We start from the raw sequence: 17,726 nt of genomic DNA, 5'->3' as shown, positions 1-17,726 counted from the left end.
ATGGCCCTTTTGTTTGTCACTTTTCCTTACTGTGATTTCCTCGTTATCAAGCAATTTTGGCTACACTTCATTCAATGACGATACGAGAGAAATTCCTATGCACACCATGTCGTTACTGTTTAATCAACAGGGGCAATTAACCGCGTCCACGCATTCTATTGACCAATCGGTTGTCAATGTTGATGAGATCGTTTTGTTCTACCGCGGGCAAACAACGCCGATTGCCTTCGCTGACTTGATGCCTATTTTGACTAAGCAATTTCGTATTGATGTCGACATCGTTTTTCGCGGCCAGAAATACGCGGGTAACGTTACTCGTGTCACTAAGGTTGACGGGGAAAGTGAGTACATCGTTAGTTTGAAGCACTCGACCGATAACAGTGCAGCGCCGACCGATAAAATGATCAATATCTTAGACAGTGCGCAAATTGCCTCTTGGGAATGGAATGTCTGTTCTGATGAGCTGCACGTTAACGAGCGCTGGGCCAATATCCTAGGCTACACCTTAGCGGATATCGTGCCAGTGACTTACGCCACTTGGCTTTCTCATCTGCACCCCGATTACCGACCACTTTTGGAACAAAAACTGTTGGCTCATTATCGAGGAAAAGAGAGCTACTTTGAGTTTGAATCGCCCGTGTTAACCCATGATGGTGAATGGGTGTGGGTAAAGGACATTGGGCGGGTGGTCTCTCGTACTGACGATGGTGAACCGGAATGGGTGTTTGGCGCGCGTATTGATATTCACCGCTCAAAAATGGCGCAGCTCGAATTGGAAAAACTCCAGCAACAGCTTGATCATGTTATGGAATTGTCTCCTTCGGTGATTTACAAAATGAGCGCAGATCATAACGAAGAGATTCGCTTTATCACCAAAGGTGTCGAGAGCTTATTGGGTTACTCACCCAATGAAGTGATCGGTGGGCAGCATTGGTGGACATCGCGGATTCGCCATGAAGATGTCAAAGAGTATCGTCGCTGTGCTCAATCGACCAAGTTGCGTGCTTACCATCCGATCATGGATTGTGAATATCGTTTTACCAAAGGGAATGGGGAAGAGGTGTGGCTGGTTGACCGGTTACGTTATGTGGAAAATGGCGATGGAGGTGAGTCCTATTTTGTTGGATCCGTTATCGACCTATCTGAGTTTGTCACCTTAAATCAGCACTTTAAAACCCTCTCTTTATTGCCACCTGGCATTATCTATCAGTTTGAACAAGATGCTGAGGGCCATATGAGTTTCCCTTATGTGAGTCAAGAGTTTGAACATATTTTTGGTGTGTCGCCAGAAGAGGCGCAACAAGATGCCAAACATGTCTTCGCTGTGCTTCATCCTGATGATGAGTCAGTGATTAAAAAATTGATCGAACAATCCAGCATTGAGATGAGTGAAATGGAAAGTGAGTTTCGCATTGAGCGTGATGGTGAGACCCACTGGTATTTTTTCCAAGCCGCGCCAGCCAAACAGGTGGATGGTGCTATCTTATGGTCGGGGCAGATCATCGACATTACCGAACGCAAACAGATGGTGCTTAAGTTAGAAAAAGAGTCTACGACAGACCCTCTCACCGGAACCTACAACCGACGCTTCTTTATGGATCAAATCAAACTGCTTAGAGAGCTCACCCCTGACCATCCCCATGAGTTTTCAATACTGGCTCTCGATTTTGATCATTTCAAAACCATTAATGATACCTATGGGCATGATGTGGGCGATGCAGTGCTCAAACAGACAGTGCACGCTGTACAACCACTGCTTAGAGAGCCTGATATTTTGGCGCGAATGGGTGGGGAAGAGTTCGATATTTTGTTGCCTAACACTAGTGCTACCGATGCGATGCTGGTGGCTGAGCGAATCCGCGATACGGTGGAACAGAATCAGATTCGTCATGGTGAAACTCACCTCAACATCACCTTAACGATTGGGGTGGTCTCTTCGTTACAAGCAACAAATATTCCTGAGCTGCTGAAATTGGCCGACCGAGCACTGTATCGAGGCAAAGAGCAGGGGCGCAACCGAGTCATACTCGCCAGCATAGAGAGATAGAGAGCTTAAGTTTCCTATGCGGGGCTTGTTGTCTTGTTATGCTCTGGGTAGACTGAAGCCATGCTCAACCCATAAGGACTTATTGCATGAAACTATTTCTTTTCCATCACTGCCCATTTTGTGTCAAGGCGATGATGGCCGCTGGTTACAAACAACTCGATATCGAGTGGGAGTTTTTGCAAAACCACGACGTTGATGCTCGTATTGTCAAAGTAGGTGCGAACATGGTGCCTATTTTGCAAAAAGAAGACGGTAGCTATATGGCAGAAAGCTTGGATATTGTGGCTTATCTGGATAAAGCGAATAGCGCTGTTCCAACCATTACGTCGTCAAAACACGAGGCGCAAATCAAGCAGTGGTTAAGTGACACTATGCCTTCTATTTCGCCACTGCTTTACCCACGCTGGTTAAAAATCGATTTACCTGAGTTTCAATGTGAAGAAGCTAAGGCGTGGTTTACCAAAAACAAAACAGCATTGATTTCAATGAGTTTTGAAGACGCGCTCAGTCGTACCTCTGAGTACGTAACACAAGTTAATCAGGCTCTTAATAAGCTTAACTGGTTAGAGTTGCCAAGTGCGCGTGAGCAACGTCTTAGCTATGACGACATCAACTTATATCCGTTCTTACGTAATTTAACCGTAGTGAAAGGGATTGAGTTTCCAGCGTTAGTGCGTCAATACATTGATGAAGTGACCCAACTGACCGGAACTCCTGTTTACGACGCTGTCGCGGTGTAAATCTGATACTGACCATCGGCATCTGCTTTGTATCAGGTAGGGCCGATGGTTTTTTGCCTCTTTATCCGCTTCTATTTACCTTATCTTCGAGTGTTCTGTACTCCTAAGCCATTGGCTTTACTCTGCTGCTCTGCATGGTTGATATGCCTATAATTTAATATGAATATTAATTATGTTTCATAACTAATGGGTATATTAGTTCTCTCTTTTTCTCATAAATTTTAGACTTGTCGCGCAAATGAGACGGTTGGATTACGAGTTATCGCGTAATAGTGGTACTGTGCTGCCAATTTCATATGTGTCTAATGGAGCATTACATCGTTATGCTCAACCTAATTACTGCGCCACCAAGTGGAGCATCAACCTTTCTCAATGAGCATCCGTGCGCTCTGTTGGTGGATGCTAAGATCCAAGTCGCTATGGTGCAATATCAAGTACAACACTTTGATCCAGAGTGGCTAAAGTGTGGTTACGTCGATAGGCAAATAGTGCAGCATGCGGTAATAAAGCGACAAGCTGAGTATGTCGCGGGACGTTACTGTGCGAACCGCGCACTTAACCAGTTACTCGCGATCGGGCAAGACTATGTGATTGGTAAAGGTGAGCATGGTCAGCCGCTATGGCCTACAGGTGTCGTCGGTTCGATTGCACATAGCCATGATGTGGCGATTGCGGTCGTTAGCCACACAGCCAAGTGGCTTGGGGTGGATTGTGAAGAGGTGATGAGCACCAGCACCGCGCAGCAGATAGCCTCGATGATCGCTAAGCCGCAAGAACTCGCACTATTATCTCAATTAGACCAACCCTTCAACTATCTCCTCTCTTTATTGTTTTCCGCCAAAGAAAGCATCTATAAAGCTATTTATCCGAGCGTAAAAAAAGTATTAGACTTTGATATGGTCAAATTGATTCAACTGGATGTTAAGAATGAAGTGATGACATTTGAATTTCATGAAGAATTAGAAATGATATTGAAGTGGAATAAAGAAATATCAGTGAAATACTTTAATGTAAATAAACGTAAAGTGACAAATACTATCTGCACACTTGTCTGCGAATTTAATTAATTTAATAATTAATATTAAATAAATATCAATGTAATCTTATTTAAATATAAAGAATAGCATTTCATTTAATGAAGCTATTCTAAGTGTATTCTAATTTATTTTCATGCCAATTCTGCTATGGAGCACATTGTGTCCTTTTTGGGGTCGTTATCTGTCCATATTATATTTATTGGTCAGATTGACCTTACTTTTTCTATCCATATCGTATTTTGCCAAACTGTATCTCATAGGTTTACTGATAAAATCATTGATATTTTTCCATATCAAAATCCAGATAATGGTGATTTTTATAGCATTAAAATCCATATAGTTAGATTAAGTGGTGCTTTTATCTTCAAAAGTATGATTGGTGAAAGTGATAACTATTATCATTAATGATATTTATAGAGAGGGGGTAGTTTATTCTTATTATTAATGGATATATTGATAGCTATTGTTAAATTAGAGCTTTTGCACTAGATAATATGTGGATTTATATCTAAAAACACACACAATAATTATTGCTCTAACTTATATTTGAAACTTTCATGACATGGGAAATGATTTTCTAAATTAGGAAATGTTGCATTGATTCATGCTGTTTTTGGAGCGATATCACATGCATTAGCTAATTATTAAATATCACATTACTTGTTTATTTATCATTTCTTGTTATATTCGTCGTAAATTCCTTATTGGATAAATATCACTTTCTAGAATTAAAAAACTATTTGTTCTGCGAATGCTTATATTTTTTGGTTAATAACGCATTTGTAACATTATATTGAAGGTTGCTTATTTACATGTAATCAATTTCATTCCTCGTTAATTTTGGGGTTGGATATGCTTTGCCCAAAAAGTCGGTATTACAATTTTATAAATCAGTGGTGGATTTATGCACGGTAATAAAAGTCCTATAGAGGCTTCCCAAGGTAACACTATGAACACGTTTCCCATGTCTGCAGCACAGCAGGGGATCTGGTTTGCTCAGCAGATGAATCCGATGGCGGCCAATTCGGTGTTTAAAATCGCGGAATACTTGGTCATCAATGATGAAGTCGCCTTTGCACCTCTTTCGCAAGCCATTCGTCAAGCGGTTGCCGATACTCAAGCGTACAACATGTGTTTTCAAAGTACTGACAATGGGCCAGTACAGACTGCTTTGCTAGACCAATCATGGTCAGTGCGTTTTGTTGATTGTTCTGCCGAGTCAGATCCACACAGCGTGGCTTTGGATTTGATGCAGCAAGACATGGATAGTGAGATGTCTTTGGCAACAGGACCTCTTTTTTCATACGTACTTTTCAAAATCTCACCGACTTGTTATTACCTTTACCATTGCGTGCATCACATCATCAGTGATGGATACGGCAGTCATCTTTTTATGCAGCGTGTGGCTGAACTTTATAACGCTTTTTACCACGACCATCCTTTACCTGCCTGTTCCTTTACTGCCTTCACTGATGTGATGAGTGATGAAAATGCCTACTTGAGTTCCCCAACTTGGGAAAAAGATCGTCAATATTGGCTGAAACGTTGGCAGCAGCCACCGGTTGCGACCTCGTTAAGTCGCGATAATGCGGTTTGTGCAGAGGTTTATCGTCAACAAGATTACCTGCCGGAACAACTGAGCCAGCAACTGCGTGGGTTGGCATCACAGCTTAATGTGACGTTACCGCAACTATTGGTGACTCTGTTTGCGTTCTATTTGCACCGGATGACAGGGCAGGAGACATTAGCGCTGGGTTTTCCGGTGACGGGAAGACGGACTAAGGCCGCTCGCCAAGTGCCTTTTATGGCGGCTAACGTGATGCCGTTGCAATTGCACTTAGGTCTTAACGCCTCATTAAGTTCTGCTCTTGACGAAGTAAAGCGCAATATTTATGGCGCACTCAAGCATCAAGGATATCGCAGTGAACGTCTTAAGTCTGACCTCGGTTTATTGTCTGATCACCAGCCGCTGTTTTCTACGCTGATCAATATTGTTCCCTTTGAATACGATATGGTGTTTGGTCATGCGACCGCAACGGTGCATAACCTCTCTAGCGGTCCGACTGACGATCTGTCAATTACGGTATTTGATCGTGGTGAAAACGAAGGCTTAGAACTCTGTTTAGACGCCAACAGCGCCCGCTACAGTTTTGATGAGATCGATACCCATTTTGCTCGCATGGTTCTGTTGCTGCAGAATGTGGTTAATCAACCGGATGGTGTAGCAAGCACTTGGGAAATGGTGTTACCTCATGAACGCACTACCATGTTGCAGGAATTTAACGCCACTCAAGCTTACTTCCCAACCCAGTTTGGCTTGCATCACCTATTTGAGCAGCAAGCTGCGTTAACACCCAATGCGATTGCCTTGGAGTTTGGCGCAACACAAATGACCTATAACGCACTGAATCAGCAAGCTAACCAGTTAGCTCACTGGCTGGCGGATCATGGCATTGGCGCGCAAAGCCGAGTCGCGCTTTCATTACCACGTAATCATGAATTATTGGTCGCTGTGATGGCGGTACTGAAAACTGGGGCCGCTTATGTGCCAATGGACCCCAACTATCCGCTCGATCGCCGCAGTTATATGGTTGAAGATTGCCAACCGAGCATCATCTTTACCACCAAAGAGTCTGACCTCAATCACCTAGAGTTTTCTTTCCCATGCCAGGTGGTGGAATTTGACCGCGTGCTGAGAGCCTGCAGTGCCTACAGTGACGAAGACTTGGTGGCGACTGAGTTCTCGTCGCACCAATTGGCCTATCTGATTTACACTTCTGGTTCGACCGGCAAACCGAAAGGGGTGATGCTCGAGCATCGTAACGCGGTGAACTTGGTGGAGTGGGCGATCAACGAATATCAGCCTGCCACATTGCACCGTACGCTGTTTTCAACGTCGCTCAACTTTGACCTTTCCATCTTCGAAATTTTCACTACCTTGAGCTGTGGTGGCACTTTGGTCATTGTTGAAAATGCCTTGAGCCTGCTTGAAGGTCATTACGATCTTACCTTGATTAATACCGTGCCTTCCGCATTAGCGGCACTGCTGGAACATCATGCCATTCCGAGTGGTGTGCAGGTGATTAACGTGGCAGGTGAGCCATTAAAACGTCACTTAGCCGAACGTCTTTTTGCTGAAACGGCGGTGCCAAGGTTATGTAATTTATACGCGCCTTCTGAAACCACTACCTATTCCACCTTTGTGATGATGGAACGCACGGAGCCGTTTGCACCGCACATCGGTAAGCCGCTTAGCAACACTCAAGTGTATCTGCTGGATGAGCAACAGCGTTTAACGCCAATTGGTGTGGTTGGGGAAATTGTGATTGGTGGTGAAGGGGTGGCGCGCGGCTATCTTAACCGTGAAGATCTTACTCAAGAACGTTTTATTGCTGACCCATTTAGCGATAAAGCGGGTGCTCGCATGTATCGCACTGGCGATTTAGGTCGCTGGTTGCCCGATGGCAACATTGAGTTTCTTGGTCGTAATGATTTTCAAGTGAAGGTGCGAGGTTTTCGTATCGAACTGGGGGAGATTGAAGCGGCATTGCAGCAGTGCCCTGGTATCGACAGCGCTGTGGTTGTGGCGAAAACCGATGAGCAACAAACACGTCTGGTTGCCTATTACACGCTAACCGAAGGGGAGGTTGCCCATGAAGCCATCATGGCGCATCTAGCACAACCTCTTCCAGATTACATGTTGCCCAGTGCGTTGGTGCAACTCGACCACATTCCTTTGACACCCAATGGTAAAGTTGATCGCAGCGCGTTACCTGAGCCTACCGAAGTCAGTGATGTTCGCAACGACTACGTGGCGCCACATACCGAGTTTGAACAGCGTTTGGCGACCCTTTGGCAAGCGCTGCTGGGTTGTGGTCAAGTGAGCCGTTACGATCATTTCTTCCAGTTGGGTGGTCATTCACTGTTGGCGGCGCAATTGTTGTCGCGTATTCGTGACCAGTTCGCGCAAGAGTTGCAGTTGGTGGATATCTTCAACCATCCAACGCTTGAGCGCATGGCCAGCTTCATTGCTAATCGCGCTGAGCAAGATATTTTGCCTGAGATTGAAGTGACCGATCACCGCATTCAATTTCCACTCTCCGCCGCGCAGCAGCGTTTATGGTTGCTTGAGCAACTCGATGCCAACGCCGCTAAGGCATATGTGATGCGTCATCATCTGGCACTCAATGGCCCATTGCATTTGGATGCGTTAACCGATGCGATCACAGCGGTGGTCAAACGTCATACCCCACTGCGCACCCAGTTTGTGGTGGTCAATGGCACCCCTATGCAGCAGATTCAGCCAGCGCCGCAGCCATTTCCTATTGAACGAGCGGAAACTTTGACTGAGTGGCAACCTGAATTTGATCTCACCAAAGGCTACCTGTTTGCCGTTTGCCTAGCCCAACACAGTGAGCAGGAGTGGCAACTGGGGTTGGCGCTGCATCATATCATCGCCGATGGTTGGTCGGTGCGCGTGTTACTCAACGATATTGTTGAGCAGTACAACCGTATCTTGACTGATCAGCCAGACCTGATGGAACCTTTGTCCGTGCAGTATGGCGATTATGCAGTATGGCAGCAACGCCACTTTAAAGGGGCGTGGATTGAGAAACAAAAAGCCTATTGGATAGAATCGCTTAACGGTATTCCTGACTGCCTGACGCTGCCAATGGATCGCGTGCGCCCCGAGCAGCAGCGCTACGAAGGACATACGTTCTCCATTGCTCTTAATCCAGAGCTTACCCAAGCATTGAAAGCGTTTTCCGCACAACATCACAGCACCTTATACATGACATTAATGGCGTCATGGGCGCTCTTAATGGGGCGGTTAGCCAAACAAAATGACGTAGTCATTGGTACTCCAGTTGCGGGGCGTAGCCGCACCGAACTGGAAAGCATGATCGGTATGTTCGTTAATACCCAAGCGATGCGTGTTCAGCTTAATCCCAATAGCGATATTGTCTCGTTGATTGAACAAGTTAAAGAGACCACGCTCGCAGCACAGGCCAATCAAGATATTCCATTTGAACAGATTGTTGAAGCGATCGCGCCCAATCGTAGCATGGCGCATAACCCGATTTTCCAAGTGATTTTTGCTCTGCACAATACGCCAGATCAACTGATCAATATGGAACAAATGGAGCTCAATCTTTTACCTGGTGATAGCGATACCGCCCAATTTGATTTAAGCATCGGCTTGAGTGAAGTGGACGGTCGTTTAGAAGGGTATGTTAATTACGCCACTTCCCTGTTTGATGAAGCCACAGTGCGTCGCTATGTGGCGCATTGGAAAACCTTATTGCGCCAAATGTTGGCCCAACCCAACGCTTCGATCATGGCGCTACCGCTGCTAAACGAGTTTGATACTCACCAAATTATTGAAGGTTTTAACTGCGACAAAAGCGATTTCTTTGCGCATCACACTTTGGCGCAGCGCTTTGAAGCGCAAGTTAAGCAGTTTGCTGAGCGCATCGCCGTCAGTTTTGGAGAGTCGCATTTAACCTACGCTGAATTGAATGCCAGTGCCAACCAGCTTGCTCATTGGCTGCGGGCGCAAGGAGTGCGTCCAGACAGTCGCGTAGCGATTGCACTAGAGCGTGATGAGCAGTTATTGGTTGCCATCTTAGCGACTCTAAAAGCCGGTGGTGCTTACGTTCCGCTTGATCCTAATTATCCCAAAGAGCGTTTGGAATATTCGCTGCAAGATTCAGCGCCGCAGGTGGTGATTACCCGTTCTAACCTAATTGAAAAATTGGGACAACTGCCCGAGCAAACCACGCTCGCATTGCTAGATAAGCCGCAGTGGTTGGATGAATCACGCGCCAACATTGATGCCGATGAGATCGGTTTAACCGCGCATCATATGGCCTACATCATCTACACCTCAGGGTCGACCGGGAAACCGAAAGGGGTAATGGTCGAGCATCACAACGTGCTGCGTTTAATGGCGGCTACCCAAGGGGATTACCAGTTTAATGAACAGGATGTGTGGACGCTATTTCACTCTTATGCGTTTGACTTCTCGGTTTGGGAAATTTGGGGTGCCTTGCTGTTTGGTGGCCGTTTAGTGGTGGTGCCACACCTGGTTTCTCGTGCGCCCGATGAGTTTTACCACTTGCTGTGTCATGAAAAAGTGACGGTGCTGAATCAAACACCGAGCGCATTTCGTCAGTTGATCGCTGCGCAACAAACACTGGCTCAAGCGAAGGTGCAACATACCTTACGCTATGTGATTTTTGGTGGCGAGGCATTAGAGCTTTCTGCGCTAGCACCTTGGTATGCCCGCGCTGAAAATGAGGCCACCCAGCTGGTGAATATGTACGGTATTACTGAAACTACGGTACACACCACTTATTACCCGCTCAGTGCGCAAGATGTCAGCCGCACTGGGGCAAGCCCAATTGGTCAAGGCCTCAAAGACCTGCGTTTGTATATCCTTGATGAACATAAAAAACCGGTGCCGATTGGCGTAACAGGTGAACTGTACGTCAGCGGTGCAGGGGTCGCGCGCGGTTATCTTAATCGTGACGATTTAACCGCAGAGCGCTTTTTGGCTGACCCGTTCGTCAATGACGGTCACACCCGCATGTACAAATCGGGCGACTTAGGTCGCTGGTTGGCAGACGGTTCGATTGAATATTTAGGTCGCAATGACGATCAGGTCAAAATCCGTGGTTTTCGTATTGAACTTGGTGAAATTGAAGCCTGTGTGCGCAGTTTTGCTGGTATTACCGATGCCGCCGTGGTGGCACAAAAGAGCGCCACTGGCGATCACCGTTTAGTCGCTTACTTCGTATCCAGTGAAACGGCAAACCCCATTGCGGTTGATGCACTGCGCGACCATGTCGCTGATTTGGTGCCAAGTTACATGGTGCCTTCGGCGTGGATGCCAATGGCGGTATTACCGCTGACCAGTAATGGCAAACTCGACCGTCGCGCATTGCCAGAGCCGAGTGAAGATGGCCTATTGCGTCAGCAGTTTGTTGCGCCGCAAGGTAAAGCTGAAGAGACGATCGCCGCGTTATGGAGCGAGTTACTCGGTGTTGCCGAAGTCGGTCGTAACGACAACTTCTTTGAATTAGGTGGACACTCACTGCTGGCGGTGCAACTGATTGATCAACTTCGTCAACAAGGGTATGAGCTGGCAGTGAAATCGCTGTTTAACCAACCGACCTTGGCAGCGTTGGCGACCACATTAAGCCATAGCGAGGCAAGCACACTAGGAGGCAGCCAAGAGCAAACATCGATGACCTGCGGCATTCCTCAGCAATGCCAACACATCACCCCAGAGATGTTGCCATTGGTGGCACTTAGCCACACTCAAATTGAGCAAATCTGCGCGAAAGTACCAGGTGGTGCGGCGAACGTGCAGGATATCTACCCGTTAGCGCCACTACAAGAAGGGATCTTGTTCCATCACTTACTGGAGCAACAAGGGGATGCGTACTTAACGCGTTTGATGACCGCGTTCAGCTCTCAACAGGAAATGGACCGCTTTATCGATGGGTTACAACAGGTCATTGCCCGTCATGATATTTTGCGCACTGCGATGGCGTGGCAAGGACTCGAGAAGCCTGTGCAAGTGGTGTGGCGCGAGGCGACAATGAAGGTCGAGACTCTGACACTTTCTGCTGAGGATTCTGCACAAGGTGACGTTGTCACTCAATTGCAAGCACACTTTGATCCTGCGTCAACACGTATTGACGTGACGCAAGCGCCACTGATTGAAGCGTATCGCGTGGAAGATAAGGGAAATCAGCGTTGGATTTTGTGCCTGCTGATTCACCATTTAATTAACGACCACACCACCTTAGAACTTTTGGTGGAAGAAGTGTTCGCCCATATAGATGGCAAGCAGGAGAGCCTTGCTCAGCCCGTCCCCTTTGGTCAATTTATCGCGCAACTGGCTCAAGAGCGAGATGAGCAACAAGACCGTGACTACTTTGCTGCTCAGTTAGCAGATATTGACGAGCCTTGCGCGCCGTTTGGCGTACTTAAACTTGATAATCCAACCACCGACGTTGAGATGCTCACCGTTGCCATTGATGATTCCGTGGCTGCGACTTTGCGCGAACAGGCTAAACGACTTAACGTGAGCACTGCTAGCTTGTTCCATCTTGCGTGGGGCAAAGTGGTGCAAGTCACTACAGGTCAACAAGATGCGGTGTTTGGCACTGTGCTGTTTGGCCGTATGGGGGCAGGCAACGCTTCTAGTCGCACCATGGGGATGTTCCTCAACACCTTGCCACTGCGCATCAATTGTGCTGAGAATTCCCTCGAACAAGCGGTGAAATCAACCCATAAAGCTCTCGCGGAACTGCTTAATTACGAGCATGCGTCTTTGATTCAAGCCCAGCAACAAAGCGGCGTTGCCGCACAAATGCCGCTCTTTACTAGCTTGCTGAACTACCGCTATCAAGGTGGCAGCCAAGCTCAGGCGGAGATCCTTAAACGCGTCGATTTGGTTTACTCCGCAGAGCAAACCAACTACCCAATCAGCCTCGATGTGAACGACTTTATCGGCGGCGGTTTCTCCGTTGACGTGCACGTCGCCAAAGTGATTGGCTGTGAGCGTGTTGCGCAGATGATGATCAATGCATTAACCGGTCTTGCCAATGGCTTACGTCGTGAAGCATTAAGCGGTATCTCTGCGACAGCACTCGCCACTCCAAATGCAGCATGGCAAATACTGAGCCAAGAAGAGCGTGAGTTGCTATTAGAAGGTTTTAACCAAACCGAAAAAGCCTATCCAACCGAGAGTTGTATTCAGCAGCGCATTGAAGAGACCGCTGCCAAATTGCCACACAAAGTGGCGGTGCAGAGCGAGCAAGGTTTTACGCTGCCAACCGAACTCACCTTTGCTGAGCTAAACGTGCACGCAAACCAACTGGCTCACTGGCTGGTGAAACAGGGCGTTCGTCCCGACAGTCGCGTGGCGGTTTCTCTCGATCGCAGTAGCGAATTGGTGGTGGCGTTAGTCGCAATTTTAAAAGCCGGTGGCGCGTATGTGCCGATGGACCCAGGCTATCCCGAAGATCGCTTGGAATACATGGTGCAAGATAGCCAACCGGTGGTTCTAATCACGACCAATGAACTGCGTAGCCGCCTAGGGGCGATTCCAGCTTCTGTCCAAGTGGTTAATTTTGCGGGCAACTTACCGTGGGAAAATGAGTCACAGCAGAACCTAGACCCTAACGCGCTTGGACTTACCTCGCGCCATTTGGCGTACATCATTTACACCTCAGGCTCGACCGGTAAACCGAAAGGCGTGATGAACGAACATCGCGGCGTGGTCAACCGCTTAAGCTGGATGGTCGATGACTACGGCTTTAACTGCGATGACGTGATTTTGCAGAAAACCCCATTTAGTTTTGATGTGTCGGTGTGGGAATTCTTTGCGCCGCTGTGGGTAGGTGCCACGTTAGTGATGGCCAAACCCGAAGGCCACAAAGACCCAAGCTATCTGCGTGAGTTGATTGAACGTCGCCATGTGTCGATTTTGCACTTTGTACCACCGATGCTGCAGATGTTCTTGGAAGGCACGGAATTCTCCCGTTGTTCAAGCCTGCGTTTGATGTTCTGTAGTGGTGAAGCTTTGCCAGCAGAAACGATTCGCCGCACTTACCAAACACTGCCTCATGTTGAGCTGCATAACCTTTACGGCCCAACCGAAGCGGCGGTCGATGTGACCCAATGGCATTGTCCGCGGGATTTGGTCGGCGATAGAGTCTCTATTGGTTCATCGGTCGCCAATACCCGTATGTATGTGCTCGATAGCCAAGGTCAACCAGCGCCGTTAGGCGTTGCCGGTGAAATCTTTATCGGCGGCGTGCAAGTGGCGCGCGGCTATCTTAACCGTGACGACTTAACTGCTGAGCGGTTTGTGCGTGACCCATTTGTGGCTGACGCAAATGCCACCATGTACAAAACCGGTGATGTTGGACGCTGGCTGGCTGATGGCACTATCGAGTATCAAGGGCGTAACGATGACCAAGTGAAAATCCGCGGTTTCCGCGTCGAGCTAGGGGAAATTTCTTCAGCGCTGAAAGGATGCACGGATGTGCTTGAAGCTGTCGTGATTGCCCGCGGCACCAGTGCCAACAAGCAGCTGGTGGGGTACTTTACCGCCGAGCAAATGCTTTCAATTGAAGCGATTAAAGCGCAGATGGGCGAGCGTTTGCCAGAGTACATGGTGCCAGCAGCGTTGATGCAAATTGAGACGATTCCACTGACGCCAAACGGCAAAATGGATCGCAAAGCGCTGCCAGAGCCAGCGGAAGAAGCCTTTGTCCGTCATGCTTATGTTGCGCCGCAAGGTCCACGTGAAGTGCAACTTGCTACGTTGTGGCAACACTTACTTGGCCTAGCGCAGGTAGGGCGTCACGATAACTTCTTCGAATTGGGTGGTCACTCATTACTGGCGATTCAACTGATTGAAAAACTGCGCCAGCAGGGCACTCAATTGGCAGTCAAAGCGCTCTTTGCATCGCCAACACTGTGCGAGCTCGCCAGCTTATTGACCGAAACTCAAGACAGCGCTTGGCAAGTGCCGGACTATCAGATCGCGCCAAGTTGTGAACGCATCACACCAGAGATGCTGCCTTTGGTCGAGTTAACCCAAGCGCAGTTGGACAACATTGCGGCGGGCGTGGATGGTGGCATGACCAACATTCAAGACATTTACCCGTTGGCGCCACTGCAAGAGGGGATTTTGTTCCATCACCGTATGGCTAAAGAGCGCGATCCTTACATTAGTCCAGTGATTTTGTCTTTCTGCTCGGCACAGAGTGTGCGCCAGTTTACCGATGCGTTGCAGCAGGTGATTGATCGTCATGACATTTTGCGCACGTCAATGGCGTGGGATGGGTTAGAAGAACCGGTGCAAGTGGTATGGCGTCATGCTCCTTTGGCCGTTGTGACCCTGCAGATCCACAGCCAAGATGTTTTGGCAGAATTAATCGATCGTGCCAATGGTGAATACGCCCAGATGGACGTGACGAGAGCACCGCTGATGGCAGCGTATCAAACCGAAGATGTTGCGCAGCAGCGTTGGCTATTGTGCTTGGTTAACCACCACCTCAATAGCGACCACACTACGATGGAACTGCTTGTTGAAGAGGTGTTTGCCCACATTGATGGCAAACAAGCGTCGCTTCCTAAGCCGCTGCCGTTTCGTAATTTTGTTGCGACCAGTCGTCTCAATGCCAACAGTGAAGGGCATAAGCGCTTCTTTACTGAGCAGTTTGCTGAGATCGATGAACCTTGCGCGCCATTTGGTGTGATTGAGCGCAGCGACGACTACGAAGTGAATGTGCAGCATATTGAACTCGAAAGACATTTGAGCGAGCAGCTGCGCGCAGTGGCAAAACGCCAAGGTGTGAGCGCTGCCAGTGTGTTCCATTTAGCTTGGGGCCTCGTGTTACGCGCAGTGTCGGGTAGCAGCACCGCCAGTGTGAGCGATGATGCTGGTGCTGGTCGCGACAATGTGGTGTTTGGCACCGTGCTGTTTGGCCGCATGTCGGCCGGTGAAGGAGCCGATCGCGTGTTGGGGATGTTCCTCAATACCTTGCCGCTCAAACTTAATCTGGCGCAGGTGTCACTGCAGCAAGCGCTGCAACGCACTCATCAAGCACTGGCGAACTTGTTGGATTACGAACATGCGTCGTTAGCGCTTGCTCAGCAATGCAGCGGTCTTGCGGGTTCTACGCCACTCTTTAGCAGCTTGCTTAACTATCGCTACGACGGTGGTAGCGCTCAACTGAGCAGCGCAACCACAGGTAAGATGGATATTCTCTACAGCGCAGAGCATACCAACTATCCAGCGACGATTTCGGTCAACGATCATCAAGGCATTGATTTCTCCCTTGATTTGCAAATGGATGAGCGCATCAGTAGTGAGCGTCTTGGCGCTATGATGCTGGCGACTTTGCAACAAATGGTGTCACAGCTGATTTCTGGGGTAGAGCGCCCGGTTGAGCAACTGTGTGTGTTGCCTAATGACGAATATGCACAACTGGTCAATGGCTTAAATCAGACGCAGCAAGTGGTCGATCAAGTCTCATGTGTGCATCAATTGATTGAGCGTCAAGCCGCGCGTCATCCTAACGCCATTGCGCTTTCCAGCGCCGAGCGCAGCATGACCTATGCCGAACTTAATGCTCAGGCAAACCAGTTAGCCCATTGGATGCAACAGCAAGGCATCACGATCGAAAGTCGCGTTGCACTCTGCTTTGATCGTACGCCAACCCTAATTGTGGCGATGCTGGCGGTCCTTAAAGCCGGTGCTGGCTATGTGCCCCTCGACCCGGCTTATCCAGCCGAGCGTTTGCAGTTTATGTTACGCGATAGCCAACCTGAATTGCTGCTCACCGATGGCACGGTCGACATGGTGCCCGTGTGGGGTGAAACGGTTCCTTGCGTGCGGGAAGTGAATGTGTTGCAAGGGCGTCATCTGTGGGCCGACTGCATTGCCGACAACTTGCCAACCAGTACCTATCGCAGCGAGCAATTGGCGTACATCATCTACACCTCTGGGTCGACTGGGCAACCGAAAGGGGTGATGGTCGAACATCGCAACTTAGTTAACCTGATTGAATGGCACAACCATGCGTTCAATATTGGCGCGGGGGATTGTGTTTCCAGTGTGGCTGGGCTGGGCTTTGATGCCGCTGTATGGGAAATATGGCCACCACTATGTGCGGGCGCTTATTTGACCTTGCCAAGCCTTGCTGTTAGTCGCGATCCTGAGCAGCTATTGACATGGTGGGTTGAGCAGCCAATCAAAGTGGGCTTTTTGTCGACCCCAGTGGCAGAGCTCTCCTTTGCTCGTGGTGTGCATCCTAATACGCTCAAAACCTTACTGGTCGGGGGCGATAAGCTGACTCGTCGACCTCATGCCAACGCGCCTTATCAGCTGGTGAATAACTACGGTCCAACGGAAACCACCGTGGTTGCAACATCGGGTGTGATTAGCGGTAATGAGCTGCACATCGGTCGCGGAATCACCAATACACAAATCTATCTTCTTGATGCGCATGGGCAATTGGTGCCACGTGGCGTGACCGGTGAACTTTACATCGGCGGATTAGGTGTCGCGCGCGGCTATCTTAATCGTCCAGATCTCACTCAAGAACGATTTATGGCGGATCCATTCAGTGCTCACAGTGGCGCGCGAATGTATCGCACAGGCGATTTAGCCCGCTGGCTACCCGATGGCACCTTGGAATATCAAGGACGTAACGACGATCAAATCAAGATCCGCGGTTTTCGCATTGAACTGGGTGAGATTGAAGTGGCGTTAAAACGCTGTGCAGGCGTGGTGGAATCTGTGGTTGTGGCACAAAGCACCAAAGCGGGGGATAAACGCTTGGTCGCTTATGTGGTCGGCGCGGTCGAACCGAGCGATCTACGGATGGAATTGGCGGCGCAATTGCCACAATACATGGTGCCTGTCGCCTATGTGGTATTGAGCCGTTTACCACTCACAGCGAACGGTAAAATCGATCGCAAAGCCCTGCCGCAGCCCGAGCCAGAGGCGTTTGTTACGCAAGATTACCAAGCTCCGCAAGGGGAAGTGGAAGAGCAGCTAGCCGAGTTATGGCAAGAACTGCTTGGCGTGGCACGTGTCGGTCGCAGCGACAACTTCTTTGAATTGGGCGGCCATTCACTACTCGCCGTGAAATTGATTACCCGCATCCGCGATGCATTCCAAATCGAACTCGCCATTAGCGACCTGTTTGCGATGCCAGAATTAAGCACTTTGGCGCAGCATCTGTTACAGCAAAGCATGGCCGATATCGACATGGAAGAACTCAAAGCCATGGCACTTGCTGCTGGCTATGACGAATCCGAACTTGACCTTGTGTTAGCTCAGTTAGCCGATAACGAATAGGGATAAAG

General features: G+C 48.7%; 4 protein-coding genes. All 4 read left to right on the top strand.

What is annotated here, in order from left to right; genetic code table 11:
• Nucleotides 1-97 precede the first annotated feature (97 nt).
• The 4 genes from OCV11_RS08540 to OCV11_RS08525 all read left to right on the top strand — a co-directional run bounded on the left by OCV11_RS08540 (nucleotide 98) and on the right by OCV11_RS08525 (nucleotide 17,718).
• Entirely contained in the window at nucleotides 98-2,047 is a 1,950-nt protein-coding gene (locus OCV11_RS08540) for a GGDEF domain-containing protein (protein WP_261892165.1), read from the top strand.
• An 86-nt stretch (nucleotides 2,048-2,133) separates the two neighbouring features.
• Nucleotides 2,134-2,787: a glutaredoxin 2 gene (gene grxB, locus OCV11_RS08535; protein WP_261892162.1), complete on the top strand. Its 654-nt coding sequence runs from the start codon at nucleotides 2,134-2,136 to the stop codon at nucleotides 2,785-2,787.
• A gap of 323 nt (nucleotides 2,788-3,110) precedes the next feature.
• Nucleotides 3,111-3,854: a 4'-phosphopantetheinyl transferase family protein gene (locus OCV11_RS08530; protein ID WP_261892160.1), complete on the top strand. Its 744-nt coding sequence runs from the start codon at nucleotides 3,111-3,113 to the stop codon at nucleotides 3,852-3,854.
• A 919-nt stretch (nucleotides 3,855-4,773) separates the two neighbouring features.
• Nucleotides 4,774-17,718 (top strand): non-ribosomal peptide synthetase, encoded by a 12,945-nt coding sequence (locus OCV11_RS08525; RefSeq protein WP_261892159.1) that lies wholly within the window; start codon nucleotides 4,774-4,776, stop codon nucleotides 17,716-17,718.
• Nucleotides 17,719-17,726: the final 8 nt, after the last annotated feature.

Origin of the sequence: Vibrio porteresiae DSM 19223 (genome assembly GCF_024347055.1) — a bacterium.
Classification (GTDB): domain Bacteria; phylum Pseudomonadota; class Gammaproteobacteria; order Enterobacterales; family Vibrionaceae; genus Vibrio; species Vibrio porteresiae.
This window is presented reverse-complemented; position numbering and strand designations above follow the sequence as displayed.

Bases quoted from the DNA above. Each gene is read 5' to 3' on its own strand.
- OCV11_RS08530 (WP_261892160.1), top strand. From the start codon at position 3,111: ATGCTCAACCTAATTACTGCGCCACCAAGTGGAGCATCAACCTTTCTC.
- grxB (WP_261892162.1), top strand. From the start codon at position 2,134: ATGAAACTATTTCTTTTCCATCACTGCCCATTTTGTGTCAAGGCGATG.
- OCV11_RS08540 (WP_261892165.1), top strand. From the start codon at position 98: ATGCACACCATGTCGTTACTGTTTAATCAACAGGGGCAATTAACCGCG.
- OCV11_RS08525 (WP_261892159.1), top strand. From the start codon at position 4,774: ATGAACACGTTTCCCATGTCTGCAGCACAGCAGGGGATCTGGTTTGCT.